The organism is Sinorhizobium sp. KGO-5, assembly GCF_036245905.1.
In the GTDB taxonomy this organism is placed as follows: Bacteria; Pseudomonadota; Alphaproteobacteria; order Rhizobiales; family Rhizobiaceae; genus Sinorhizobium; species Sinorhizobium meliloti_A.
In genome coordinates, this window is record NZ_BDIZ01000010.1 from 23,034 (window position 1) to 48,796 (window position 25,763).

Sequence of the window (25,763 nt, forward strand, 5' to 3'; positions counted from 1 at the left end):
CAGCGAGATGTCCGCCGTAGCGTTGTCAAAGGGACGAGTGACGCATGAATGGACAGGACAAGATCTGTGCTGGCAGCCCTGCGTTCTGCCGGTATCGGGATCTCAGCCGAGAGCAACTGAACGTGGAGTTCCAGGTCCATACGAGTTGGACCGACGGGCAGGCGACGGCGCTTGAAATCCTTCAAGCGGCCAATGAACGCGGTCTCGCCGCGCTGGCGTTCACCGAGCATGTGCGCGAGGACACGTCGTGGTTTCCGGAATTCAGGGACGAGATTCTCTCCGTTGCACGGGGTTTCGGCCATATGAGCGTCTATGTCGGCTGCGAGACGAAGGCCATGGCTGAAGACGGCAGGCTGGATGTATCGCAGGACGTGCTGGATCAATGCGATATCGTTCTCGGCGTCGTTCACCGGCTCCCGGACGGCCGCGGCGGCTATCTGGATTTCAAGCAGCTTTCCTATGAAGAGACGGCCGAGATCGAGTTCCGCCTGTCGATGGGAATGGTCAGGAACGCGCCCATCGACATCCTGGCCCATCCGGGCGGCATGAGCCTGAGGCGGCACGGGCGTTTTCCGGAAACCTATTTCAGGGACTTGATGAGAGCGACCCTCGAACGGCGGATCGCGATCGAGATCAACTCCTCCTACCTCGTCGACATGCCGGCGTTTCTGGCTCTGTGCGAGGACGTCAATCCATTCGTTTCGATCGGTTCCGATGCACACCGGTTGGACGAACTGGGCCATTGCAGAGATCAGTTAATCGAATTGGGAGCAGGGCGGTCATGAAGGTCTTTATCACAGGGGCAGGCGCCCTGCTCGGGCAAGGCATCATTCGCGCCCTGCGGCGCTCGACGTTGAACGCGAGGGTAATCGTGGGAGACCCAAGTCCGCTCTCGGCCGGGCTTTACTGGGGGGATGCCGCCTATCTCGTGCCGATGGCCAGGGACCCTTCCTATCTGGACCGGCTTGGCGAACTCCTGGGTGCCGAACGGCCCGACATCCTCATTCCGGGAACCGATGTGGAACTTCCGATCCTCGCGGCGAACAGGGAGGCGATCGAGAGAACCTACGGAACCAAAGTGATCATCAGTTCGCCGCGGGTGGTGTCGATTGCCAACGACAAATGGCTGACCTCCGAGTTCTTTCGCGAACGGGGCCTGGGATATGTTCCCTCCTGTCTGCCGGGCGACGAAGACACGCTGATCGAGGAATGCGGATTTCCGCTCGTCGTCAAGCCGAGAGTTGGCGCCCGTTCGATCGGCTTTAGTGTCGTGCGCAATCGGGAGCAACTGGCGCGCGCAATCGAGGAGCAGCCAGGCATCGTGATCCAGAAACATGTCGGCTCCGAAACGAGCGAGTACACCGCCGGGACGCTGACTTTCGACGGGAAATGCCGTGCGACGATCGTCATGCGCAGGGACCTTCGGGACGGCAACACCTACAGGGCATTTGCCGAGCCTTTCCCGGCGCTGAACAAGGCCATGGCAGAAGCTGCCGATGCCCTCGGCGCCTATGGCCCGGCGAATTTCCAGTTTCGTTTGGACGACGGTGTTCCCCGCATCTTCGAGATCAATGCGCGGTTCTCCGGAACGACGGCGGTCAGGATTCATGCGGGCTTCAACGAGGTGGAAATGTGCATCCGCCATCTCCTCTTCGACGAGCCGATCGAGCAGCCGCAGATCACGCCGGTGACGATATTGCGGCACTGGTCTGAAACCGTAGTGAGACCCGGCGATCTGGTCACTGCTTCTTCTGCGAAGCTCGACGAAACGGTGTAGGGGAAATGCGGCTGGCAGTTACCGGCGCGACCGGGTTCATCGGTGCCAGGTTGATCGATCGAGCCCTATCCAGGGGCTACGAGGTCACCGCACTTGCGCGCGATCCGGAGCGGGTGGCAGCCGGAATGGGCTCGGGCCTCCGGATCGAGAGATGGTCGGTTGGCGATCCCCTCCCGCCGCTCGGTCGAACCGATGCGGTCCTTCATCTTGCCGCCTACATTCCCGCCGATCTCAGCGATGCGCGTCAGGCCGCCAGATGTTTCGAGATCAACACGACCGGAACCATCCAGGTCGGCATGCAAGCGGCATCGCAAGGCGTGAAGCGATTTGTTCTGTTCGGATCGGCGCAGGTCTATGCTCCTGGCGCGGGCCTCGCTTCGGAAGCGAGCCCGGCCTTTCCCGTGCACCGCGCGAGCTATTATCTGGCGAGCAAGCTCGCCGCCGAAATCTGCCTGCTCGCCCTCGGCAAATCCAATGCCATGCCGGTGACGGTGCTCCGCCTCGCATCGGTTTACGGTCCCGGCATGCATGACACCGGCATGGTGCCTGTCTTCGTGCGGACGCTCGGAAACGGGCGCTCCCTGGTCATTCAGGACGGGGGCCAGTACAGCGTCGACCTCGTTTATGTCGACGACGTCGTGACGTTGGCGCTCGAGGCTGCGGAGAGAGCCGAAGGCGGCGTCTTCAATGCGGGGAGCGGGCGTGCTTCTACTTCACTGGAGGCCGCCCAGATCGTCGCCGATGCCGTCGGAGCAGAACGGCAGCTCATTGCCGTCGAGGGCGGCAGCACCGATGCGGCGCCGCGCGGCTTCAGGGCCCTCAATGTTTCCAAGGCCGCAAACGAACTGAACTATGCGCCGCTCTCCTTCCGTGAGGGGATCGAAGCATGGAAATCGATGACCGGCCTGACGGATTTCAGGACGGGAGCGTGAACGCTTAGAGGCTTCGAACAGGCAATTGGTTGAAGCGCTGCGCCGCGTGTCCATACGCGCGGCGCAGCTCCGACCCTTCCTTCACCGATCAGGCGAAAAGGAAATCGCTGCTCGAAAAGTTCGCGGCGCTAAGGGTGCCGTTGGGATCGTCCAGCAGAATGGAGAAGGCTTTGCCGGAGGAGTCGTAGCCTTTTACCAGCACGTCGCCTCCGGTGCCATCATAGGCGTAGACGGTGCCTGCAGCGCCTGAGCTGGAGTATTGCTTGATCCCGAGCTTCTCTATCACGAGGAAATCGACACCATCCTGGAAATCCATGACGGTATCCTGGCCGCTGAGCGCTGGGGCGCCTTTGAAGACGAAACGATCGGCGTCGGCTCCGCCCCATAGAATATCGGTTCCCGCCTCGCCAACGAGGACGTCCTGGCCGGCGTCGCCGCGCAGGGTATCGTTGCCGTCGCCGCCGAAAATGCGGTCGTAGTTGTTGCCGCCGCTCAAGGAATCGTTGCCGGTTTCGCCGTACAGCATGTCGTCGCCGTCATCCCCGAAGACCCGATCGTCGCCGGCGCCGACGAAGATCTTGTCATTGCCGCTGCCCCCGTGGGCCTCGTCGATGCCGCCCTCGGAGTCCAGCACGTCATGACCGTCGCCGCCGTCGAGATAGTTGTTCCCGTCTCCGCCATCGACGATGTCATTGCCGATGCCGCCATAGACCCAATCGTTGCCGGATTGGCCCTTGAGAGCGTCGTTGCCCTCTTCGCCATATATCCTGTCGTGGCCGGCGCCGCCGGCAACGGCCTGCTGCGTGACCTGTCCGGTCGCGGGATTTACCCGATTGTTGAAGCCGTCGTCTCCCGAACCAGCATAGATGATGTCATCGCCATCGCCTGCGTCGATATAATCTTCTCCTGCGCCGCCGAAAATCTTGTCGTGGCCCCGGCCGCCCAGGATTTGGTCATGGCCGTCGCCGCCATCGAGGATGTCGCTGCCATCGCCGCCATCTAAGATGTCGTTCCCCAATCCGCCCTTTAGCGTGTCGTGGCCAAGGCCGCCGTCGATCCGGTCGTTACCCACGCCGCCTTCGGCATAGTCGTCGCCGGGTCCGCCGACGATGAAGTCGTTGCCATCGCCGCCAAAAAGCTTGTCATTGCCCTCGACGCCATCGAGATAATCGTCGCCCGCGTAGCCCCAAAGCTCATCGTCGCTCAGAGCGCCGCGGATCGTGTCGGAAAGATTGGTTCCCTTCAGAATCATTTTAATTTCCTCTAGCTTTGGGCCGGAGGGCGGGTAAATTGAGAATAGGTCGCAAAGTGATACTTATCCTATAGTCTCTTGCCGCCATCAGGAATTATTTACGCTTCCAATAAAAATATATTAATACTATTTTTCCTAGAAATCATCAATTACTTTCAACTGCACTGAAAGATTTGATGAAATTCTCTTGTATGAACCTCACTGGAAAAACGATGTTGGGCCATAATTAAACGGGATAGTCATATGTATTTTCTTGTATTCAAGCCGCCAGAAAATCTGAATATTTTGCGGTCACCGCAGCAATCGCATACTCACTTTCGATGCGTTCGCGCGCCGCGCGCGCATAACGCGCATACTCCGCCTCCGGCAGGTCGAGAAAGGCACGCATCGCACCGGCAAGCGCTTGCGGGTCGCGCGCCGGTACTGCGATACCGGCCTTTCCGGCGATCGCGGCCGCGTCACCGACATCCGTCGTGACGATGGGCTTGCCGAAGCTCATCGCCTCCGCGATGACGTTCGGGAAGCCTTCGGTCCGCGAGGAGAGGACCAAAAGATCGATGCTTTGATAGAATGCAGGCATGTCGCCGATCTCCCCCCGGAGATCGACGGCGTGGGCCGGAAGACCGGCTTGTGCCATCAGCTCGACGACGGCCGGGTTGTCGCGGACCAGGCCATTGCCGGCCGCGGAGAAGACTGCCTGCGGGTGGGTCTTCACCACCTGAGCGGCCGCCTTGAAGAAGGTTCCGTGATCTTTCTGCGGGTGGAAGCGACCCACTATACCGATCCGCCGGGCCGTTCGCGGTTCGGGAGCCGCGACTTGCGGAAGGTCGAAGCCGTTGGGAATGACGATCGCGTTCCGATTTGCGTAGCCGTAGGCGCGATGCAGTTCGAGCGCGCGGGCGCTGTTGTAGATGATGCCGCTCGGCCGGTGCGACAACAGTTTCGCGGCCGCAATCGCGACGCGGGAACTGCGCGTAAGGGAAGCGGGATCGTCCAGCGACTGGCGCACGTTCCAGAAGACCGGCGCTCCATGCCGAGCCATGCCTGCCGCCAGGGTGCCGGCGACCATCGCGTGGTACATCCAGCAGAGGATCACGTCGGGCTGCTCCTTCCGGATCAGCCGGGCAAGCCGCAGGATCGCGCCCGGAAGCGCCGCGAGCGAAGCGGCGCCTAGCGAGACATAAGCGACCCTCGGATTGTCGGCGAGGCGACGGTTGCGCTCGGAAACGCCGATGAGAGAAACCACGACGATGCGCTCGTCCGTCGCTCCGTGCAGCAGCCGTGCCAGCATCGTTTCGGCTCCGGCACTCGCGGTGAAATTGGTGATGACATGCATTATCATCGCGGTGCCCCATGTCTGTCGCGGCGACGTTCTACATGGCTGATCTGCAGCACCATGAAATCCCTCAGTCGGCCAGGTGCATGCCGGCAAACAGCATCCTGTTGATCATGTGGACGTCAAACTTGGATTCCGCGAGCTCTCGCGACCGCTTTCCCATTTTCTCCGCCAGGTCCGGGTCCCGCGCAAAAGCGGCCATGGCGTCGGCGAGCGCTGCGACGTCGCGCGCCTTTACGACCATCCCGTTGGTTCCCGGCTGCACGGTGTCTCGGCAGCCCGGCAGATCCGTCGTGATTACCGGGCGTCCCGTCGCCAGGGCCTCGAGAATGCTCCGCGGAATTCCTTCACGGTAATAGGAAGGCAGGACGAAAACGTTGGACGCCGCGAGATAGGGCCGCACGTCCACTGTCGTGCCGAGGTAGTCGAGTATTCCCTCGCGTACCCAGCCATCGATTTCCTCGCGCGAAATCGCCGTCGGGTTGCTGTCGAAATGGCCGAGCAGCTGAAATCTGGCATGCGGGAAAGAACGGCGCACGATCCGTGCGGCTTCGACATATTCGACGACGCCCTTGTCGCGCAGCAGCCGGGCGACCATCAGGAAAGTTGGCCCGCCCCGAGGCGGCTTCGAGAATTCGAAATGGTCGAGATCGACGCCCGATCCGGAGATCATCGTCGGCGAGAGGCCGCCCTGCAACATTCGGTAGCGGCGAATGTCGTCGTCGTCCGCGTCGTTGTAAACGAAGACGACGCGGGCACCCCGCAGCGCCGAACGGTATAGCCGGACACACAGGTGTCGTATTGCCCGCGCCTTGAGCGAAGCACCGGCGGCTTCCGAGAATATATGGCCGAGCCCCGTGACGAGGAAGCAGCGCTCCTTTATCCCGAGCGTCCTGGCCGCGATCCCGGCGTAGATGATCGGCTTCATGGTATAGGGAAGGACGATGTCGGGCTGCAGGCGGGCGAAGTGGCGCCGCAGCGTCCAGAAGGTCCGCAGGTCCTCCAGCGGGTTGAGCCCGGTGCGCGCCATGGGGATCTGGATGAAGCGCACGCCGATGCGCGCAAGCTCCTGCTCGACCCGGGGGTCGTGTTCGGGTGCGAAGGCTATGACATCGTGCCCGGCGGCGACCAATCGCTTCAGCAGCTCGAGCCGAAAGATTACGAGAGAGGCTGTCAGGCTGGCGACGACGGCAACAACGCGCTTCTGCCGCAACGGGCGCGCCACTCCGTCGTGTTTTGCCGAACGGTCCGTAAAGTTCTCGGCTTCGGTTCGAGAAACCTTTTCAACAAGATCCACTGCTCGTCTCCCGGGATCGGCTCCACCGTCGAGCGGTGGTATTCAACGTTCAACTTCCAACTGCGTCGGCCGTACACGCGTGCCGCGCGGGGTGCGCCGACTGGTCTGCTGCAAGATCGGCGCGCGACACGGCTTCCGATCGGCGGACTTTCGCAGGCGGCCGCAATGCCGTCCCGATGTATCCGCACCGATCGTGTACGCCGTCGTCACCTTCCGGGCAGGCGGACCTCCGCGCCGTAGCCGCGTGGTGATTTCGCTGCCTTGGCCCTGATCCGGCTCTTCGGCCGCAACGGCGTGCGTGTGCTCGCCGCCGCCGTTTTTAAATCCGCCTCGTGCTCATATCGCGGCAGCAATTCGCGCATGACCGCCACGACGCTGGCCTCGTTGCCACGTTCCGAATAGCGCTGCAGGCGCGCGAACGCGTCCCTCAGCGTCGGCAGCGGAATGGGTTCAGGCACCGCTCCAAGGACGCCCGGCACCGGCGAGCTTATGCGCTTGTCGGTCTCGTCGAAAAGCTCCTCGAAGAGCTTTTCACCCGGCCGGCAGCCGATGATCTTGATTTCGATCTCCTGGTCCGGCGTGAAGCCGGCAAGCCGGATCATCCGGCGGGCGATATCGATGATCTTGATCGGCTCGCCCATGTCCAGCACGAAGATTTCGCCCTGGCCCAGCTGCTTTTCAAAGCCATAGGCGGAAGCCTGCAGGGTGAGTTCAACCGCTTCGCGGATCGTCATGAAGAACCGCGTCATATTCGCATCGGTCACGGTCAGCGGGCCGCCCCGGGCCAATTGACGCTTGAAGAGCGGGATCAGCGAACCGCTGGAACCCAGCACGTTGCCGAAGCGGACCGTCATGAAGCGCGGGCCGAGACCCGTTTCGATGCCGTTCAGGTCGAGCGCCTGGCAGTAGAGTTCGGCAAGACGCTTCGTCGCGCCCATGACGCTCGTCGAATTGACGACCTTGTCGGTCGACACCTGGACCATCGCGAGCGTGCCATATTTCTTGGCGGCGTTGGCGACATTCATGGTGCCGACGACATTGGTGAGCACGCCCTCGCAAGGATTCATCTGCACCATGGGCACGTGTTTCAGAGCCGCGGCATGAAAGACGAGTTCAGGCCGGTGCCGCTCGAATATCTCCTCGACCCGCTGGCTGCGGCGGACGCTGCAAAGATAGCTCCACCGCGGCACTTGGGGGAAGCTTTCCGTGAGCGTCATGTCGATTGCGTAGAGATTGTATTCCGTGTTGTCGATCAGGACGATCTCCGCCGGATCGCAGGCGGCGACCTGGGTCGTCAACTCGCTGCCGATCGAGCCGCCGGCCCCGGTGATGAGTATCCGGCGCCCGCGAACGAGGCGACCGATCGCCTCCCGGTCGAGCGCTGCCTGCGGCCGCTCCAGGAGGTCGGTCAGTTCGATCGAGCGCAGCTCGTAGGGGTTGTCGCCCTTGGCCCGCTTCAGCTCCGTCATCTGCGACAGGCGCGAGACGGCGATGCCCAGCCTTTCGGCGGATCGCAGCAGGCCGTCGGAGGCCTCCTCTCCAAAGGCCGCAGGGGCCTCGGTGAAGACGATATGACGGGGTTGCTTGCCCTGTTGCTGCAACTCCGCAACCACCCCTTCGAAGTCCTGGATACGGCCGGCGATCGGCACGCCGCGCAGGCTCATGCCGATCTGATCCTCGCTTCTGTCGAGGCATGCGACGGGCGTATAAGTCGCGTTGGGATCGCGTGCGAGAGCGCGAAGATAAAGGTCGGCGGCATCGCTCGCACCGATAAGCAGCAGCGGAATTCGGTTGTCGTCCTGCGCGTCCTTGCTGCGCCCGGGCCGCCTCAGCGCGAGTTCCTCGGCGCGGAAGCTCAACCTTGCTGCTGCCAGGAAGGCGATGAGCAGGAGAGACTGCATCGGAACGACGGTGCGCGGGATGTCGGTGAGCCTGGTGGAGAAAAACAGCAGCGTGACGAGCAGCAGGGAGGTCAGCAACACCGCCCGCAAAATGATGAAGAGGTCGGAAATGGAGCCATATTTCCAGTTACGGCTGTAAAGGCCCGAGAGGGGGAAAACGAGTGCGCATATAGCGAGGTATTGCGCACCGGACCAGAACAGCACCGAGGCGGTCTCCGGTCGTGCGGAAAGCTCTCCGACGCCGTAGCGCAGCAATAATGCCATCGCGAGCGCGACGCCGACCGATGCCAGGTCGGTGAGATAGAGGGCAGGATATTTTTGAACGCTGCGGACCGCTCCCCTTATCCGCCTGAAGCCGATATCGAGGGCGGCTCCGCAGATCGCCCAGAATATTCTGGCCGGTGCTCTGCTGCCCCCCTCTCTTCCCAAAATAGTCGGTAACGTCAGGAAATGATTACGAACTGCCTTCGCGGCGGCGTGTATACGCTGCATGACGGCCCCTTCCAATACTTATAAGCCCTACAGCTCCGCCGAACGACGAACGCACGACCCCCAAAGCTCTTATGGTGGCTAAGAACAGTGCGTCTGTTGTGTGTCTGTTCGACCAGCTCGAAAGGCTAGATAAAATGAATTCAACAAAAATAGGCGTTCGCGATCATTCCAACCGCAACGCAAAATTCCTTGGCATATTCGAATACCGTAATAAAAAAGCACGTCTTTAATGGGTTGTAAACAGTTTTCCAGTATTGGCCCAATTATAGTTTTCTACTGTTCTTATGTATTTTGCCCAGAAGCCTGGACCGGCTCCGACCCACCGAGCTTGCCGTGAACCGGGGGCCGCCTGTCCGAGATCCATTTCCATGCGTGCACCTCGATGCATTCCCCGTCGCCGCAAAGCACGATGAACCCTCGCTCCGTATGCGCCTGAATCTGCCCCCTCAGGCCGATATATTGCCTGGAGTTCTCGACCGGGGTTGCCGTATCGATGCGTATTTTCTGGCCTTTGTAGAATGTAAAGGCGCCCGGATAGGGATCTCCGACCGCGCGGATCAGCCGCAAGATGGATGCGGCCGGGTCATGCCAATCGATCCGGCCGTCCTCCGCGGTGCGCTTCGCGCAATAGCTTGCCTCCGCTTCGTTCTGCCCGATCCGGGCCGCGTTTCCCGCTTCCACCTGTGCCGCCGCCACGACGACCATCTCAGCCAGGTTTTCGGTGTGCCTTGTATAAAGACTGCGCGCTGTTTCGTCCGGGGCGACGGGAAATTGCCGCTGTAACAGGATCGGTCCCGAGTCGATGCCGTCGTCCAGCCAGAAAAGGGTCGAGCCCGTTCGTTCCTCACCCCGGAGGATGGTCCAAGGGATGACGCCGCGGCCCCGCAGACGCGGCAAGGCTGCCGGGTGAAAACCGACGGTGCCCGCGCGCGCCACATCCCTGAACGGGCGCCGGCAGACCTGCGACCAGCCGATAACGAGCGAGAGATCCGGGGCGGCCGCTGCAACGGCCTCCAGCGTCGCCTGGGAATTTATGTCTGTCGTGTAATGGATCGCGCTTCCGGCCGCCCGCCCGATCTCCCTGAGGTCCACAAAATCGGAATGGCGCCCCGCCGCTTCGGGCGGCAGCGTTATTACGAGCACCGGTGTGCGCTTTGCCCTTATCAGCGCTTCCAAAGCAATCTTGGAACTCTCGACGGCGCCGATGAATACGATTCGCATGGTCACACCATAAAGCTGAATGTGAAATCACTGACTGCCCGCGAGGGGGACTTCAAAGAAATGCAAGATCAATATCGCCCCATCGAACACAATTGCTACGGGGAAGTCCAGAGTCGTTCCGGGAAAAGCACTTTCGTCGTGAACCCGTGCATTTGCAACAGTTTGGGGAGTTTCGGTGTCGGCGAGGAGGCGTTCGATGCCGGCTGCCTGCAGCCCCTCGACGCAATCTTCTCGCCCGAGGTGCTTGCAGAATCGCAAGGAACTGTATCGGCCCCACCTTCGATAGGTACCGCTTTGCAGGCAAGCATTGGGCTTTGCCTCTCGATGCGGCGACGCAAGTCTCGGCAAATCGGCCGGATTTTGCTGAGTTGCTCCGCGCCCGTTACATGGGACGAAGCCGTCACCTTGTCTCGCAGCAGCAGCGGCGGCCTGGAAACTGCGATGTCTTGCGACATTCGCGTCGTTTCGGAACTCACAGTTTGCCGCGCCTGAGATCAAGCTCGGCTGGATAGGGGGCGGCGGCATGGCGGCACATCTGACGCATTCGATCAGGGCTTCGAATGCTGCTCTCATGCTTCTGACGGGGATCTCGTCAGCGCAAAAAGGGTCTCGCATGGGGGCTGGTGAGTGAAGTGGTCCCGCAAGGGGAGCTGATGGCGCGGGCACGGGCCATCGCAGTGTCATTGTATCGCGGCACCGCGACGGCCAAGGCGAATCTGAAGGCCGCGGTCTCGATGCCACTCGAAAAGGCGATTGAATACGAACGGGATCTGCAGACGATCTGTTTCGCGACGGAAGACGGGGCGGAAGCGCCGGATTTAAGGAAAAGCGCAGCCCGGTTTTCCGGCGCAGATAAACGGCCCGGCGGCATGGGCCGTCAGGACCGAGATCGGAAACATGCGGTGCACAGAATGCTCCGGCGTCTGCGGCCTGAATGGCGGCCGAATAAATCGGCACCACCAGCTAACGTTGCAAATTGCTGCGCCTCGGAAATTATGATACGTCTTGGCTGAGCGGATAACGCCGCCAGTCATTAGATAAGTTTTTGAATATTAAAAACGCATAAGAAGACGCCACGTCGTGGCAAATTTTTTAAGAGGGCGACACCCGCCCTGCGACGGAACGGTATTTCAAGTTCCGAGAAAAATATTCGCTTTTGGTTGAATGGATACGGATTGTCACGCCATGACCGTAAGTGCCAAAAAATTTTATTCATTGAGTTCCAACACGTTCGATCTGGTCTCGGAGTCAGCTTTTTTCGCCCGGTTGAAGATGCGTAATGGCACCTTCAAACTGACTCAGCCGTCCCGATTTCGGGAGCTGGAGGTCGCGTTCCGTCCGTTCATCGCCGAGCGCGCTACTTTCCTCCACGACATCCTGGATGTGGGTGTCTCCACCGGACTGACGACGGTGGAACTGTCAAAATTTCTCGAAAGTTGCGGCGCCGCGGTCCACATTACAGCGACCGATCTATTCGTAGAGGCCCACATCGTCGAATTTTCTCCCGGAATCACGGTCTTTTGCGACCCGGAAGGCTGGCCGCTACAATATGATCTGCGCGGCGTCGCTGTTCGGCCCTGGATCAGAAGGCTTGACTACGTGACGCTGGCATTTGCCCCGCTCCTGTTGGCGCGCGTCCTCTTGCAACCGCGCCTTCGCGACCGCGTACGGGAAGGCAAGAGCAGGCAGGTGCAAATGATCACGCGATCATTGCCCGAGAACGGCAAAATAAATTTCGTCGAAGACGATATTATGAGCCGGTCGCAGCACCTTGCCGGTCGGTTCGATCTCGTGAGAGCCGCAAACATTTTGAATACGAACTACTTCTCGCTGGATCAGATCCGGACAGCAATCGAAAACATCCACTCCTATCTCCGCGGTCCGGGCGCCCTGGTCGTGGTGACCCGAACGAACCGCGCGCAGGAAAACGCCGGAACCTTGTTCGAGCTCAAGGAGGATGGTTCTTTCGCCGCGCTGGAACGCGTCGGGGGCGGATCGGAGATCGAAAAGCTTCTGCTGGATTTCCGGGCATCGTGAGGCGGAGCCATACACGGCCGGAATGGAACGTCGCGGTCTCCCGAAGCGGAGATCAAACTTCTAGAGAATGGAAGGCTTCATGATGCCCTCGCAACCAGTTCGCATCGCTTATATCGCAGGTTACGGACGCAGCGGGTCGACCATACTCGACATTGCGCTGGGACAGCATGCTGCTGTGGTGGGGGCCGGAGAGATAACGTCGCTCACACGTCACGTCTGGCGTCACAACGAATATTGTGCGTGCGGCAATGCAATTCGCGACTGCTCCTTCTGGAGTTCAGTCCGCCGGGAGTGGTCCGCCGGCCAGGAACCCGGACTAATGGAGGAGTATTGCGCCCTTCAGCAAAAGTTCGAAGGGCTTTCGATGATGACGAGATTGCTCGGCGGCATGGGTCTCGGAAAACAATTTTCTCTTTATATGCTTCATACGAAGCGCCTGTTCAGCGCAATGCAGTCATGCTCGGGCCGGCAGGTGATCGTCGATTCCTCGAAGCTGCCGGGGAGGGCGATGGCCGTTGCACAGATACCCGGGATCGACATGCGGGTCATTCATCTGGTGCGTGACGGGCGCGGTGTAGCCTGGTCGTTGCTGAAGGGTTACGAGCGCGATGCCAAATCGGGCTTACAGAAGGAAATCAAGCCGAAATCAGTATTCAGGACAGCCTTGCGCTGGAGCATGGTCAATCTTGCGGTCGAATATCTCTCGCGAAAATTGGGCTCTGAAAAGGTCATGCGTGTCAGATACGAGGATTTCGCGTCTGACCCTGTTGCCGTTATGCAGCAAATCGGGACGTTCCTCGAGCTTGACCTCAGTCAGGTGGGTACATCGCTGCAGAATGGCGAGGCCATGGGGCCGGGACATCAGGTGGCAGGCAATCGGCTGCGCATGAACGCGTCGATCGCGCTCAACAAGGATGAAACGTGGCGAACACGGATGCCGACCCGTCAGCAGGTTTCGTTCGAGCGGCTGGGCGGCTGGATGCTTCGACGCTACGGCTATCGTTGAAGGTCGGTGTCATATTTCTGCGGGTTGGCGGCGCAAGAGCATGACGGTAATCTACCAGGCGCATGACGTAAGGGCATTTAGTTTCACAATAGCGCGTTGCCTGATGCTGGCGGGGTTGGTCTGCGGATCATGGGTCGCCTTCTCGCGGGAAGCTCTAGCCCAGGCGGCACTGGCCGAGCCCCTTTCACCCAAGCTTCCAGACGGGAGACAACGTGCCTTTCCCACGGCCGAAGGCTTCGGCGCCGGCTCTCTTGGAGGGCGGGGGGGCAAGGTGATCTATGTCGTCAACACGAACGAGTCGGGGCAGGGCTCCTTGCGTGCGTGCATCGAGGCATCCGGCCCGCGCATTTGTATTTTCCGCACGGGCGGCACCATTGTTCTTCGCGAAAGATCGCTGGTCGTTCGACATCCATTCCTGACGATTGCCGGAGAGACGGCACCGGGCGGCGGGATCGCCATCCGGAACGGCGAGACGCAAATACGCCCTTCAATCGAAATCGTGACCAATGACGTGATCATCAGGCACATTCGTCTTCGCCCCGGTCCGCATGCCGTGAAGGCTTGCTGTTCCGGAGGCCTCGGAATGTATTCCAACTCGGCGAAGGATATTATGCTTGATCATATCTCCGCCAGTTGGGGATCAGACGAGACGATCGATTCGGAAGACGCGAGCAACTTCACCTGGCAGTGGGGTATTGCGAGCGAACCGCTGCTGCGTGGCGGCCCCGGGAAAGACAAGCGTGCGCGCAACATGTTGTTCACGAAAGGCGGCAACGTCTCCGTGCATCACTCTCTCTTCGCTTTCGGCCAGTTCAGAAATCCGCTGATAAAGATGAAAATTCCCGGCGCCGTCGCGGATGTCGTGAACAACGTGTTTTTCTCGCCGAAGTGGCAATATGTCCTGAGCTTCGGCGATGAATGGGCGCGGATCCAGGCCAATGTGGTCGGCAACTACAAGATCGCTGGGGAAAAGCTGCGAAACGACCATATGGTTCATCTCTTCGAAGAAAGCGGACGCGGGCACGCGATTTATCTGAAGGACAATTACGACGAACCCTATCGCACCGGTGCCAGTCAGGATGACAGCCTCGTTTTAGCCGAGAAACAAAGAAGATTCGTTTCAGCCTGGGCATTTGATGCACCCGCGGTCCGCGCCTCTGCACCCGAAATTGCTTACGAGGAGGTCCTGACGGGTGCCGGTGCGACGAAGCCCCGCCGCGACGCCGTCGATCGCCGCATCACCGAGGCGGTCAGGAACCGCAGCGGGCGATTGCTCGTGAACGATCCGCAGGACGTCGGCGGTTGGCCGGACCTCGATGCCGGGGTGCCGTATCCGGACAGCGACATGGACGGTATCTCGGATGACTGGGAGGTCGAAAACGGTACCGACCCGGCAGATGCCAGCGACAGTCGACAAGACTTGGATGGCGACGGATGGACGAATCTCGAAGCATTTCTCCATTTCATGGCGGGCGATACCGTGGACTAGAGTCGGTCAGCCTTAAGCTGAATCGAACCGGGATTCCCTTTTTGTTGCGATTGTGATTCAAGATCATTGCTGGTGCGGAGGGCAGCAATGATGGTGCGACCTCTTTCTCTTGATTTACGCCACGCGTCGCCGACGCCTTGGCAGGAGGCATGACGGTGCGGGCGGCAGCGTTGCGCTTTGGAATATCAACGGCGACGGCGGTGCGGATCGGCCAACTCGACCGGTCCGGCCGCGGTTTGGCGCCGGCCAAGATGGGTGGCCATGTCAAACCCATGCTGCGGGGCGCGGCGGCCGATGAGGTTCACCGTCGGCTGGCGGCCAAGCCCGATTGGACGGTGCAGGCGCTTGCCGCCGATCTGAAGGCGGCCGGCATCGTTGTCTCTCATGACACCGTTTGGCGTTTCCTGCGCCGCGAAGGCAAGACATTTAAAAAAAAGCTGATCGCCAGCGAACAGGACAGGCTCAAGGTGGCGCGGTTCCGAAGCCGCTGGAAGACGATCAACATCGACTTGATCCGCGCCGCCTGGTGTTCGTCGATGAAACCTGAGTCAAAACCAACATGACGCGCACCCGCGGCTGGTGTCAGCGCGGCCAGCCGCTTAGAATACCGCATGGCCATGTGTGGACGCCCCCCTGACGGCATCAATGTGCCACGACCGCATCGTCGCGCCCTTCGTGCTCGATGGCCCGATCAACGGCATTGCCTTCACCGCCTAGGTCGAGCAATGCCTGGCACCAACCCTCAATCCCGGCGATATCGTCATCCTCGACAATCTCGGCAGCCATAAGGGCAAGCCTGCGCGCAACGCCATCCGCGATGCCGGCGCCCATCTGTTCTTCCTGCCGCCTACAGCCCCGATCTCAATCCGATCGAGATGATGTTCGCCAAACTGAAGACCCTGCTGAGCAAATCCGACGAGTGCAGCGTCGACGCGACATGAACACGCCTCCGCGAAGTCCTCAAAGCCTTCAGCCCGCACGAATGCGCCGCCTATCTCAGGCATGCAGGATAAGTTTCAACATAAGCCTGACAGACACTGAGGTCTCCTCATCCTGTGCTTGTGACAGGAACCAAAGATCCAGCAGCGCCGCGTTTGCGGCGCGGGAAGAGTTCTTTCATCCCATGGTGATCTAAGCGACATTCGACGGGCGCGTGATCGAAGGTCTCGCCGCGGGAGCATGAAGCGTGTTGACGTCCGTGTCCGCCCGTTCGGGGAATGCCCCATTGCCTCGGACGCGATGCCAGCGGCCGGCCGGGATGCGCTTGGACGTGATGACGAAACCCCCATAGCGGTGGCGCCTGTGGGTTTCCGGATTGACCTGATTGATCACAGTGCCGATCAGATGCGCATGGTTCATCCGGAGCTGCGTAGCAGCTTCCAGCAGATGCTCTTCAGTCGTTTTGCCCCAATTGGCTATGAGGATCACGCCATCGACAAAGGGCGCCAGCCAACTTGCATCGCCGGAGGCGAGCACCGGCGGAGCATGCAGCACGATGAAGTCGTATCCGCTTTGCTTAAGATCCATGATGAGTTCGCAGAGCTTGTCGGAGTCCAGCGATCTGAATGGCTCCGTCATCACGTGCGTCGCGTCGATGAACCCGAAACCGGGCAAGGTCGGAACGGACTGGACGATCTCGCCTATCACCGCTTGATTTCGGAGATAGCGTTCGATCGGTTCCGGTGAACGTTCCATGCTTTTCAGATAGGGAACGTTGTGGCGATTGAAGTCGAGATTCACGAAGGCGGTAGGGCGGCCGTCCGCTGCTGCGGCTGTTGCGATTCCCCAAGCTGTCGACGCGTTTGCGACGTCGTGGACGCAGGAGGTGACCATCACTATGCGGCGCAGTTGCTTCGCGTCGGAATAGCGACCGGCCATATAAACCGCCCGCTCCGCTTCGGCGGACGTGAAATTGCTCCAGTCCGGAATGCAAGAGGATCGCTTGGCGCCCGGAGAGGTCAGATGCTTCGGGACCTTCGGTATGTAGCCAAGATTCGGGATCCGCAGCAGTTGCGCGGCGCGTTGTCCGCTACGGACACGGGTGTCGGTTGTTTCCAGCAGGAGCGCGAGCACGCAGGCCAACAGCGTGGAACCGGCGAATGCCGCCGGAATGATAAGGCCTGGCTTGGGAAACGACGGTGAACTGGGGAGTTCCGCTGTCGATACGATTCGTGCGCTGGGTTTCAGGGACTCGGCTTCGAGATCGGACAGGATTCGCTGGACCTCATCCTCGATCATGCTTCGAATGCCTGCTATCTGCGAATCCGCATCGATCATCTGAGGATGATTCTTGCCGTATTTGGCAGCGAGTTCGGCCTTGCTCTGCAGCAACCGGGCCTCTTCGTTCCGCAGCGTAATCAAAAGCGGCTGTGTCATGCTCTGTCGAAGGAAAGCCACTGCACCGCCGGTGTTAAGCGCGCGTTCCTTGTCCGCGACCCGCTCGTCCTGTTTGAATTCGAGCGAGGCTTCGACATAGAGGGTGGCGATCGTGTTTGCGATTTGCTGGGCGAGTTTCGGATCCTGATTGGTTACGACAAGCCGTACGGCGAGGCTTTCGCCGGTTCGGCTCACCTCGAACTGGGACAGCAGCGCTGAGATCGCGTGATCCCGTTGCGCCCTCACATCCGGTACTACTCGATCGGAAGTCGAAGACCTGCGAATACCGATGAATTCCTTGATGTCGTCCACAAGGCCCTGGTCGTCCGACTTGTCCCCGCCCGGCGCATATGGATTGAAGCTAGGATCACCGATGAGGTTCAACCGGTCCACGATGCGGCCGGCGAACTTCCGCGACTGCAACACGTCCATTTCGGTTTCCGCGGCCGAGCGGTCGCGGTCGATGGACGTCAAAGCTGCATCGGTGGCAAATGGCCGGACATCTTTGCGCTCCAGCACCACCTCCGAGCTGGCGGTATAGGTTTTGGGGAGCGAAAAAGAAACAATTGCAGACAGCAAGGTGCAACCGACGATGATTGACGCAAGAAACCAGAATCGCCTCTTTACCACGGCCCAGAGATCGAAGAGGCCGACTGTAGTCCCACTCTGCTGAGCGGCAAACTCGATGGTTTCTCGGTGATGAGCGCGGGCAGATAGGCTGCCATCGGGAACGAATGTCGTCATGGAAACCTGCTAATATCAAAAAATTTTCTATATTCAGTTACTTTAGTAAAATATTGAATAAGGCGCAATGAATTAGTTCGATGCTGCCAAAATTTACTTCGGCTGCACAAGCACGTTGTCTTTGACCAACGCCCTCGGGCATGCCGTGGCGCAGATGAAGTCGCAGATACTATGTCGATACGCCCTGATCAAAAACGAAGGGCGTCACAAGCTTAAGGATACCCCGGATTTCGCGGCACGGCCAGTAAAAATCGTAACCTGAATGTGCTCAGTTGCTGACGGTGGCCGTTTGATTGGGACGTCGCTTGCATGGTTCACGGGGTTTGAGCCTTGGTCGGTCCGACACCTCTCAGCTGCGTAAGGCCCAGTCCGAAACACAGAAGAATCGGCATGGTCCAATATCGCGCATACATATGCGGATTGAAGAGAGCAATTACCAAGAAGACCAGGATTGTCGTCACCACCGCCGCGAGCGCGCGTTTGTCTCCGCCAACCTTCAAAATCGCGAGCGCCAGCAGCATGCCGACGCCCGAAAACATCAACCAGCCGACAAGCGCGAGCAATCCGCCTTCGACCCAGAGGAGAAGATAGATATTGTGAACCGGGGCGCTTTGAACGCTTCTCTCACGGAATTGATCCGCACCGAGCCCCACGAGCCGGATCTGATCCTCCGAGATTATATGCATCGCCTCCTCCATCAGCGCGGCTCTGGAGAGGAACGTCCCCGCTTCGGATATGTCTCCGGAGGACAACGCGCCCAAAACGCGTGTCTGGAATGTCTTAGGCAGCATCTCCTTACTGCCGAATAGTGCCGCGCCGCCAACGACGATGGCCACTCCAAGTGCCAGTCGCAAGAGCAGCCGCGGCGTCGAAATCATCGCGATGAAGACGGCAAGGCAAAGCGCCGTTGAAAACAGCCCGCTGTTCGAACTCGTCAGGACGACCGTGACGATGACGATCGCGAGAGCGGGCAAAGCGAGGTACGATTTCAGGCGGCCCGAAGACCAGAAAAACAGCAGAATCGGCAGCGTCAGGGCGTTTATCGCCGCGGCAAGGTTTGGGTTGCGCAAAACGGTAGCGAGGCGCTTCCCGCCGGTCACGACGCCCTTACCCTCTCCGGGCACATACCCGACCGTATAGAACGTGATGATTCCGTGAATATCGATGAGAATGACGCTGGCCAGAAAGATGGCGGCCAGCCGATAGGCTTCCCTCGGGTCCTCACGAATGAGGATGACCATCAAGATCAGGTAGGCGAAGAGATATTGCCCCATCACGATCAGCCCGCGTTGCGGACTGCCGTGAAACAGGCTGCCAAGCATGATCCCGATGAACAACAGAGTGAAAGCGCAAAGCCATATCGACGTCGTTTGTTCGAGCGGTCTGCTCCTGATACGCCCGGTGATCAGAAGAAGGAACAGGCTCAAGCAAAAGAAGAAATCGCTGAACGTGAAGAAAAGTTCGGAAAACCGGAATGTCGCGTACGGCGCCAGGAAAACGGCCAAATAGACGACGGCACGTTCGATCGCCGCAAGGCGAAGGTTCTTTCTGCTGGGCTGGCTCGCATAACGAAATTGATGTGCCGCTGTAAAACCGGTTTCTGACACGATCGCCTCACAACTAGCGAGAGCGGGATATGTCCCGTCCGCACTCTTCCTCATCCCGCTCTGGCGGAGCGCTGCATGGCGGTGATGCCTGTCAGCTCTTCATAGACCGATGTAATCGCATGTACGTGACGCTCGAAGCTGAAACGGGATCGTACTTCGCCGCGCGCCGTTTCCACGATGCGATCGCGAAGCGCCGCATCGCTGAACAGTTTCAGGCACGCCCTGGCGAATTCATCCGGATCGTCGGCGCGCACGAGCATGCCGGTCCGGCCATCTTCGACCACTTCCGGATTTCCGCCCGAGTCGGCCGCGACGACCGCCGTGCCGAGAAGCATCGCTTCGACGAGGGTTCTTCCGAGCGGTTCGTTGACGGCCGTCACCAGCAAAGCGTCCAGTCCGGCGATCCAGGGCTCGCCCGGATAACGGAAACCCATGAAGTGTATGCGATCGGCAATTCCAAGCGCCTCGGCACGCGCTTTCGCGGCCTCGTCAAGGCCGTTGAGCGCATTGCCGAAAAACAGACCCGCAACCTTGGTCTCAGGCGAAAGCCGTTTCAGGGCGGCAACCGCTTCGACGAACAGGATCGGTCGCTTACGCTCCACCAGGGTGCCGACATAGCCGAGAAGCTTCGTCTCGGGCGTACACCCGATCGCGGCCAGCACATTGTCGCGGGCTTGCTTCCGCTCGAATCCGGCCATCTTCGTGACGTCGAAGGGGCTGTGCACGACACTGCATTTGCCCGCGGCCGAGAAGAGCCCGGGGCGGGGCGATGCGAATTTCGATACGGCCACAAGGCGGTTGGGAAGCCATGGCGCGACACGGCGCAGACCGAACGAAGTCGCGTCGCCGCGATGATGCCAGAGATGCTTCGACCCTGCGACGCGCGCAGCGAGACCCCAGATGAGGTGTGTGCGGCCATCGTTCGTGTGTACGATCGAGGCATTGTTCGCTCGCAGGAATCGGACGAGCGCGGGCAGTGTGCGCATAACATTGACGATTGCGGCGCCGTTGCGCGGAGCCGCCCGCTTCAGGCGGTTCAGAACCGGAGCGGCGACAAAGTCGATGCCCTCACGGCGAAACAAATCTGCGACCGGTCCATCGGTGTCGTGCAGCACGACCAGTGGCATGAAACGCGATCTTGGGAGATTTCGTATCAGGCCCAGCGAGGACATGTGACTCCCGCCGACAAGATCTCCAATGAAGGGAAGGCACACAACCACCTGATCGCCGCTGCCTATGCTGGGCGTTTCCGCTTGGCTCAGATCAACTGCTGCAGAAGACGTCATTGCCTTAGATCCCAGGGAGCTGATGAAGGGCTTGATCACCCGGTACGCCGGGCCGGATGTCATTTCTCGGGGCCTCTGTTTCTCAGCCAGCCCGTCAGATCCCTTCCGACGAGGGCGCCGAGTTTTTCCGTTTCAGGCGCGAAGTAATCGGTCATCCGCGCGCGCAGATCATGGCTGAGCGGTGCGTATTGAAGCTCACCGGCGATCAGCGAGCGCAGTTTCTTGAAACCGGTATTCTGCCGGAATGGAGCAGCAACCGGCTTTAAGGGACGCAGGAGACGGCGCAGGGTCGGATTGACGACCGGTTCCGATTTGTCCTTCACCTTTTTTGCAAGCGGCTTCAGCGGAACATCGGCTTCAAGCCCGAGGAAGCCGCGGACGCGGGCGAGTTGGACGCGGGCGTCGACCTTCAGGTCCTCGTAGAGGAGCACCAGAAGCTGCTCCATGGGGAAGCGATCGAGATAGCCCTGCAACTGCTGAAAATAAAGACCGCCGTTCAGGAAGCGCCCGCCCGCTCCTTGTCGCGGATCGAGGTACTGGGCGATGTCGCGCCCGACCTCGGCGCGGCGATAAAGCATGCAATAATCGGAATAGGCCCGGTCCACCGGATTGCGAAGCTGAGCTATCAAGCGGGCCTGGGGCAGTCTTTCCCTTATTCTCTCCGCCGCTTCCGGCACATCCATGTAGGAGTTGGATTTTTCACCGCGCAGCCGCCGGTGCTCCTGGCCTGCGAAATGTTCCAGATACCATTCGTCGCCGCGCTCGTAATAGCGGCTGAAATAGTGCAGTTCGGGATCGGGCATGAATATGCCCGGGTCCTGCTGCAACGATTGCTGAAGCCACGTCGTCGCGCTCTTCGTCGCTCCGATGATCAGGAAGTCGATATCCCGCATTTCCATCTTTGGCCCTTTCATCGATCGCCTCCAGGGCGATTGCACCGAAACGAACGGTTCGCCGCCCCCCAACAGGGGCTTTGGTCCTGGGTCAAACAGTGCTTCCGAAATTCGCTAGCGTGAATGGGGTGCAGCTACGGTCGGCCGTCGGTGTTGAATGTATAGGTTGAGGTTCCGTGGCGAAGCAGCAGAATTTGCGCGAAAAATCCGGAAAAGCGACCTCAGTTTTAAGTGTTAATCCCAGCAATATTTGAAATAAATAAAATCTGACGGCGAATTTCACAGAAAAACAGGCTGGAGGCAAGATGCTTCTTTAACTTTGCGTTTCAACCCTCACGGCGCAGGGGTTCGGCGGTAGCTCAGCATCATGGTGGACAGCCAGATCGAGGCCATGACGATGTGGGCAACGTTCGCTCCCATCGCGCCTATGACCGGAATAAGGGCGAAGGCGGTGGCATGAAAGCCGATCGCTGCGATCGTTACGCTGCGCAGTATTTCGTTTTCGCGTCCCATTGCGAGAAGTGCCGAGCGGATGACCGCACCGCACAGCGTCATGGTCACTGCGACCGACTGCACCACGACGAGGGGGCCCGCAGCTGCGAAATCAGGCCCGGCGGCCCAGGTGAGCAGCGGGTCGATCACGAGGTAAAGACTGCCGATCAGCAGCAGGCCGCAACCGAGAAGCAGTCCCTGCATCTGCGCGACCGCGCGATGGAAGGCGCCGAGGGCTTTGGTTGCCCATGCCCGGGCGAGTTCCGGATAGAGGACTGCCTGAACCTGCACGCCGGCCTGCTGTGCGATGCGGCCGATGCGTTTTGCAATGTGATACAGGCCGGCGGAGGTCGGATCGGCAAGATAGCCGACGAGCAGCGTATCGAGCTCATTTGCGCTTGAACGAATGGTGAGCGAGAGGTTCGCCGAGATCGCGAACTTCCACAGACCCGGAAACCGCTTGGTAATGCCGCGAAGCGGAGCGCTCATGAGGCCCGAAAGGACGCCCTGCCGTCGCAGTTCGGCAAGCGAGAAAATCACCAGGACGACGGTGCCGAGAATCTGAGCCGCCATCCAGATCAGCGCGAATTCGAATAGGCCTGCGCCGGTGGCGACGCCGATGGCGCAAAGAACGACCCTCAGAACGCTTGTGACGACCTGGCCATAGGCGATCGCCATGAAGCGCCCGTAGAGGCGCAGCACGGCGGTCGGCATGCCGGAGACCTGGAACGGCAGGACCGTGCAGTAGAGAATGGCAAGGTTCGCCCCGTCCCCCGATATGCCGAACCAGGGCGCGGCTACCAGGATTAGCAGGACGGCAACCAGCCATCCCGCCAGTGCCGCGGAGATGTCGAGCAGCAGGCCGAATTTGAGTAAGGCCGGAAGTTCGGTCGCATCGTCGGCGTTCTCCGCGAGCGAATGCGCGCCATACTTGATCAGTGGCTGCCACGACTGGAAGCTGACGATCCGCTCGACCGCGCGCGTGTAGGAGAAGCATAGCGCGAGGACACCGTAGCCTGCCGGACCGAGTGCCCTGGCCGTGAGCGCAAAGCCGATAAGGCCGATGACCGAGCTCAGAATGTTTCCCGTGAGCAGGTGCGCAATGCTTTGCAGGCGCTCCAGCATCGTTTTCTCTCGACTGAGAATTTGCCGCAAGCTGCCGATTTTCTTGAGAAGTTTCTTTCGGAACGCCACTGGAACCGCCTATGATTTAAGAGATAAGATAATAGGTATATGCAAATGCTTTGTGCGGAGCCGGTAGTCGTACGCCGCTCAGGAACGGACCATCCGCCATGATTTCTTGTGTAGCCTTAAGTGAATCTCGTCAGGGGAAGAGCCGGCGAAAACCGTGCCGACAAGCTCGCAAGCCGTCCGCATTTGTTGCAAGGTGAACCGCCCTTTCCCCCGCCGACGCTCCTCTAAAGACGCAATAAGTTTCTGCAACGGTTTGAAATATTATAAAATTTTCATCCATGAGAGGGATGGCTCAAGGATCAAATCCAACAATGAGGCTGCGAATAGTTAAAAACCTTTGACGTGATAGCGCATCGAAGAATATAGTCGCCTAATATTTTTTGGTAGAGTTTTCTTTATTCCTTTTTGGAGGCTGTGAGATGGGGATTTCACCGGCCGTTTATGGGACGATTTTGCCCCGTTTGAAGCTTGGGGCGTTCCTGCTGCTGATGGTACTTTGGGCGCTTGCGTTCCCGATAATTACGTCTATTCCCGCTCAGGCCGGTGATTACCGGCTCAACTCGGGAGATGTTCTGACCTTCGACTTCCTTGACGATGCCGACTTGCCGGTTACTGCGACCGTCTCGGGCGCCGGCGTAGCGCAGTTTCCGCTCATCGGCGGGGTTGAGGTCGTCGGCCTCACGGTGCCGGAAGCGCTCGCGAAGCTCCGCGGCGAGTACCGCAGGCGCGACGTTCTCGTCGATCCGAAAATCTCTCTCGATATTTCGACTTTTCGGCCGATCTTCGTGCTCGGAGAGGTCAAGACCCCGGGCTCGTTTCCTTTCTACAGCGGGCTGACCGTCGAGCAGGCAATCGGTCTTGCCGGAGGCATGCAGGTCGCTGCGGCGAGCGCATCCGACCGGATCGTCGCACGCGCCCGTCTGCGTGCGGAGGCGGAGGCCGCCAACGCCGAGATCATCCACGAGGCCATCTATGCGGCGCGGCTTGTGGCTCAGTTGAAATCCAGCGACAAGATTGACCTTGCCGATGTGCCTCAGGTGGCTCGCGACTATGTAAACGGCGTGCCCCTCGATGGCGTAATCGAGCTCGAAGAAAAGATTCTAAGGGCGGACCTCGCCGCAAATAAGTCGCAAGCGCAGATCCTGGCCGAGGGCATAACCCAGTCAGAGGGCGGCATCGAGATACTGAACCAACTCATCCTGCAGCAAAAGGACGTGGTCCAGAACAGCAAGGAAGATGTGGAGCGTATCGCTACCTTGCGCAAACGCGGGCTGAACACCGAAAGCGATCTTTCCCGCGCGGAAAACAATGCTTCGGCCGAACAGGCGCAGCTTCTGGAGACCTTTGCCACACTTGCGCGATCGCGCCAGGAGTTGAGCGGGTTGAAGCTGCAGTTGGCAAAGCTTGCAGCCGACCGTGAGAAGGACATACTGACGCAGCTTCAGGCGCGTGAGATCGCTATCAAAAAGCTGATTTCCGGAAAGCACTCCGCCGAAGAGCAAATACTCCTCATGGCCGCGGTGGCCGAAGACGAGTCCAAGAAAAATCAGATTTCATATACCTATGAGATTCGCCGTAACCCGGTCGGCGGCACCCCGACGAGCATAAAGGCATCGACCCTGACTGAACTCGTGCCGGGCGACGTACTCATGGTGTCAATTGCCGGAATGTAAGACTTAATTTCAGATATTTTTAAAACAGGCTTTAAGCGCCCTGCGCCAAGGGAATATTGAGTTGAAAACCTACAGAGAACCTGCGGCCGTCAGCTTTGGCTTGCCTGCCTCCTTGGGATTTTACCGTCTCAAGCGTTTCCTCGATTGCCTGTTTGCCGGAACCGTTTTCGTCCTGTGCCTGCCGCTGATGGCGGTCACCGCAGCGGTCGTTTGGGCTAGCCTCGGCCTGCCACTATTCTTCACCCAGGCGCGTGCCGGTGCGGGGATGCGCGTCTTTACCGTTGCCAAATTCCGCACGATGACGGATGCGCGGGCGCCTGACGGCACGCTTTTGCCGGATGGGTTGCGGCAGACCGCCGCAACCGCTCTGTTGCGGCGGCTGCGTTTCGATGAGCTGCCGCAACTCATTACGGTGCTTTCCGGTGACATGTCGATGGTAGGTCCGCGCCCGCTTCCCTTGGCGACCGTCGCCGGCTTCGGCGAACTCGGCCGCATGCGCTGCCGCGTCGCCCCGGGCATGACCGGCTGGGCACAGGTAAACGGCAATACGCGGCTTTCGGACGAAGAGAAGATCGCTCTCGACCTCTGGTATGTCGCACACGCCGGTCTCTGGCTGGATGCGCGGATCCTCCTGTTGACCGTGAAGACGCTGGTCATCGGCGAGCGGGTTCATGCACGGCATCTGCAAGAGGCCAGGGAGTTTGTTTCGCGTCGTGTTGGCGCGGAGACGCCGAAGGCGTGATGCGGCGGATGAGCAC

General features: G+C 59.8%; 20 protein-coding genes and 1 pseudogene. 11 read left to right on the top strand and 10 right to left on the bottom strand.

Translation table 11 applies throughout. The features are described from left to right. Positions 1-44 precede the first annotated feature (44 nt). Genes BHD07_RS27205 through BHD07_RS27215 form a run of 3 tightly spaced genes read left to right on the top strand, consistent with a single transcriptional unit; the run spans position 45 to position 2,709 of the window. On the top strand, positions 45-785 hold the full coding sequence (locus BHD07_RS27205; RefSeq protein ID WP_324763831.1) for a PHP domain-containing protein: 741 nt from the start codon (positions 45-47) through the stop codon (positions 783-785). Beyond that, entirely contained in the window at positions 782-1,777 is a 996-nt protein-coding gene (locus BHD07_RS27210) for an ATP-grasp domain-containing protein (protein ID WP_324763830.1), read from the top strand. Before BHD07_RS27205 ends, BHD07_RS27210 begins: the two co-directional genes overlap by 4 nt. A gap of 5 nt (positions 1,778-1,782) precedes the next feature. Further along, complete coding sequence (locus BHD07_RS27215) at positions 1,783-2,709, top strand: NAD-dependent epimerase/dehydratase family protein (protein ID WP_324763829.1); 927 nt, start codon at positions 1,783-1,785, stop codon at positions 2,707-2,709. An 88-nt stretch (positions 2,710-2,797) separates the two neighbouring features. Here BHD07_RS27215 and BHD07_RS27220 read toward each other — a convergent pair whose 3' ends face one another. From BHD07_RS27220 to BHD07_RS27240, 5 genes are all read right to left on the bottom strand, one after another. Beyond that, on the bottom strand, positions 2,798-3,961 hold the full coding sequence (locus tag BHD07_RS27220) for a calcium-binding protein (RefSeq protein WP_324763828.1): 1,164 nt from the start codon (positions 3,959-3,961) through the stop codon (positions 2,798-2,800). A 259-nt stretch (positions 3,962-4,220) separates the two neighbouring features. Further along, complete coding sequence (locus BHD07_RS27225) at positions 4,221-5,303, bottom strand: glycosyltransferase family 4 protein (protein WP_324763827.1); 1,083 nt, start codon at positions 5,301-5,303, stop codon at positions 4,221-4,223. A 64-nt stretch (positions 5,304-5,367) separates the two neighbouring features. Further along, positions 5,368-6,594 (bottom strand): glycosyltransferase family 4 protein, encoded by a 1,227-nt coding sequence (locus BHD07_RS27230; protein ID WP_324763826.1) that lies wholly within the window; start codon positions 6,592-6,594, stop codon positions 5,368-5,370. A gap of 206 nt (positions 6,595-6,800) precedes the next feature. After that, a complete protein-coding gene (locus tag BHD07_RS27235; protein WP_324764629.1) occupies positions 6,801-8,888 on the bottom strand; it encodes a polysaccharide biosynthesis protein in 2,088 nt (695 codons plus the stop codon). A gap of 381 nt (positions 8,889-9,269) precedes the next feature. Then, positions 9,270-10,208 carry a methionyl-tRNA formyltransferase gene (locus BHD07_RS27240; protein WP_324763825.1) on the bottom strand — a complete coding sequence of 313 codons (939 nt, stop codon included), beginning with the start codon at positions 10,206-10,208 and terminating at the stop codon, positions 9,270-9,272. 21 nt (positions 10,209-10,229) lie between these two features. Here BHD07_RS27240 and BHD07_RS32005 point away from each other — a divergent pair, with 21 nt between their 5' ends. The 6 genes and pseudogenes from BHD07_RS32005 (at position 10,230) to BHD07_RS27265 (ending at position 15,753) form a co-directional block, all read left to right on the top strand. Continuing rightward, positions 10,230-10,700, top strand: coding sequence for a hypothetical protein (locus tag BHD07_RS32005; RefSeq protein ID WP_445190503.1), 471 nt, complete (start codon positions 10,230-10,232; stop codon positions 10,698-10,700). Positions 10,701-10,831: 131 nt separating this feature from the next. Continuing rightward, positions 10,832-11,221 (top strand): hypothetical protein, encoded by a 390-nt coding sequence (locus BHD07_RS32010; protein WP_379940584.1) that lies wholly within the window; start codon positions 10,832-10,834, stop codon positions 11,219-11,221. Between the two features lie 151 nt (positions 11,222-11,372). Next, entirely contained in the window at positions 11,373-12,245 is an 873-nt protein-coding gene (locus BHD07_RS27250; protein WP_164866880.1) for an ATP-binding protein, read from the top strand. 67 nt (positions 12,246-12,312) lie between these two features. Continuing rightward, entirely contained in the window at positions 12,313-13,251 is a 939-nt protein-coding gene (locus BHD07_RS27255) for a sulfotransferase family protein (protein WP_324763824.1), read from the top strand. A 40-nt stretch (positions 13,252-13,291) separates the two neighbouring features. Next, on the top strand, positions 13,292-14,740 hold the full coding sequence (locus BHD07_RS27260; protein WP_324763823.1) for a thrombospondin type 3 repeat-containing protein: 1,449 nt from the start codon (positions 13,292-13,294) through the stop codon (positions 14,738-14,740). Positions 14,741-14,830: 90 nt separating this feature from the next. Further along, positions 14,831-15,753, top strand: a pseudogene (locus BHD07_RS27265) (IS630 family transposase). A gap of 118 nt (positions 15,754-15,871) precedes the next feature. Here the strand turns inward: BHD07_RS27265 and BHD07_RS27270 are convergent. The 5 genes from BHD07_RS27270 to BHD07_RS27290 all read right to left on the bottom strand — a co-directional run bounded on the left by BHD07_RS27270 (position 15,872) and on the right by BHD07_RS27290 (position 23,332). After that, the gene (locus BHD07_RS27270) at positions 15,872-17,860 is read right to left on the bottom strand and encodes a GumC family protein (protein WP_324763822.1); all 1,989 of its coding nucleotides are present in this window, start codon (positions 17,858-17,860) and stop codon (positions 15,872-15,874) included. A 314-nt stretch (positions 17,861-18,174) separates the two neighbouring features. After that, positions 18,175-19,467, bottom strand: a complete 1,293-nt coding sequence (locus BHD07_RS27275; RefSeq protein WP_324763821.1) for an O-antigen ligase family protein — start codon at positions 19,465-19,467, stop codon at positions 18,175-18,177. Between the two features lie 50 nt (positions 19,468-19,517). Then, positions 19,518-20,753, bottom strand: a complete 1,236-nt coding sequence (locus BHD07_RS27280; RefSeq protein ID WP_338283868.1) for a glycosyltransferase family 4 protein — start codon at positions 20,751-20,753, stop codon at positions 19,518-19,520. A gap of 59 nt (positions 20,754-20,812) precedes the next feature. Next, positions 20,813-21,652, bottom strand: coding sequence for a sulfotransferase (locus tag BHD07_RS27285; RefSeq protein WP_324764628.1), 840 nt, complete (start codon positions 21,650-21,652; stop codon positions 20,813-20,815). Positions 21,653-21,979: 327 nt separating this feature from the next. After that, positions 21,980-23,332 carry a lipopolysaccharide biosynthesis protein gene (locus tag BHD07_RS27290; protein ID WP_324763819.1) on the bottom strand — a complete coding sequence of 451 codons (1,353 nt, stop codon included), beginning with the start codon at positions 23,330-23,332 and terminating at the stop codon, positions 21,980-21,982. A 419-nt stretch (positions 23,333-23,751) separates the two neighbouring features. Here BHD07_RS27290 and BHD07_RS27295 point away from each other — a divergent pair, with 419 nt between their 5' ends. Both BHD07_RS27295 and BHD07_RS27300 read left to right on the top strand, forming a co-directional pair. After that, positions 23,752-25,005, top strand: a complete 1,254-nt coding sequence (locus tag BHD07_RS27295; protein ID WP_324763818.1) for a polysaccharide biosynthesis/export family protein — start codon at positions 23,752-23,754, stop codon at positions 25,003-25,005. Between the two features lie 61 nt (positions 25,006-25,066). Further along, on the top strand, positions 25,067-25,747 hold the full coding sequence (locus tag BHD07_RS27300) for a sugar transferase (protein WP_324763817.1): 681 nt from the start codon (positions 25,067-25,069) through the stop codon (positions 25,745-25,747). Positions 25,748-25,763 lie beyond the last annotated feature (16 nt).